The organism is Bradyrhizobium sp. 157 (genome assembly GCF_023073815.1).
Classification (GTDB): Bacteria; Pseudomonadota; Alphaproteobacteria; order Rhizobiales; family Xanthobacteraceae; genus Bradyrhizobium.
In genome coordinates this window covers 1-788 of record NZ_JADPKF010000017.1, presented here as the reverse complement: position 1 = coordinate 788, position 788 = coordinate 1, and the positions used below count along the sequence as shown (strand labels likewise).

The window sequence follows — 788 nt, the reverse complement described above, 5'->3', positions numbered from 1 at the left end:
CCGGAATTACCCCATGTGTGAAAACGCGGTGCTGCTGTTATGATTCTCCCGTGATTCTAAGGGGGAATTGATGAGGCGCTTCGTTGAAGAGGCGGATCGTGGGCAATGGACGCTATTGCCTGAATGCCTCGATGACTTCATTGACGAGAGCAACCCTGTTCGCGTGATCGATGTGTTTGTCGATGCGCTCGATTTGGCAGAGATGAGCTTCGAAGGTGTGGAGCCGGCGGCGACCGGGCGGCCGTCGTACCATCCCTCGGTTCTCCTGAAGCTGTACATCTATGGCTATCTGAACCGGCTGCAGTCGAGCCGGCGGCTGGAACGCGAGGCCGGACGCAATGTCGAGGTCACTGGCGGCACGGGAAAATATGCAGGGATCACGGGCCGCGGTGAGTACCATGTCGTGCTGGTCAGCGACACGGCCTTGTGGGATGAACTCCGCGGCGAGTACAAAATTCCGGCTACCGTCGGAAGTTCGCGACCTGATTCGAGCAAATGAACGACGTTTTGATCATGAAGCGTAGTTACCACGGAGATCGCGCAAAATCAAGGGGTGTTGCCGGTGCTGCTCGCATCCTGGAGGCGAGCCCTCCTGACCCGACGCGAAGTCTGCCTTGGATCTGAGATCGTCTGGTTGTTTGATACTTCCCGAATGCAAGAAGTTGGCTATGTACTATGTCCGCTTCTGGCAATCCGGACCTCGCGCTCATCGGAGTCGCGTTCCGGAAAGCCGTACTGGACCATCGCGATACCTCGAAGTGCGGGCGCGGCAGCATCGTCGCGCAACG

General features: G+C 57.9%; 1 pseudogene. It reads left to right on the top strand.

The features are described 5' to 3' along the window. Positions 1–70: 70 nt before the first annotated feature. A pseudogene (locus tag IVA95_RS03875) lies at positions 71–367 on the top strand (transposase); the annotation flags it as partial. Positions 368–788: the final 421 nt, after the last annotated feature.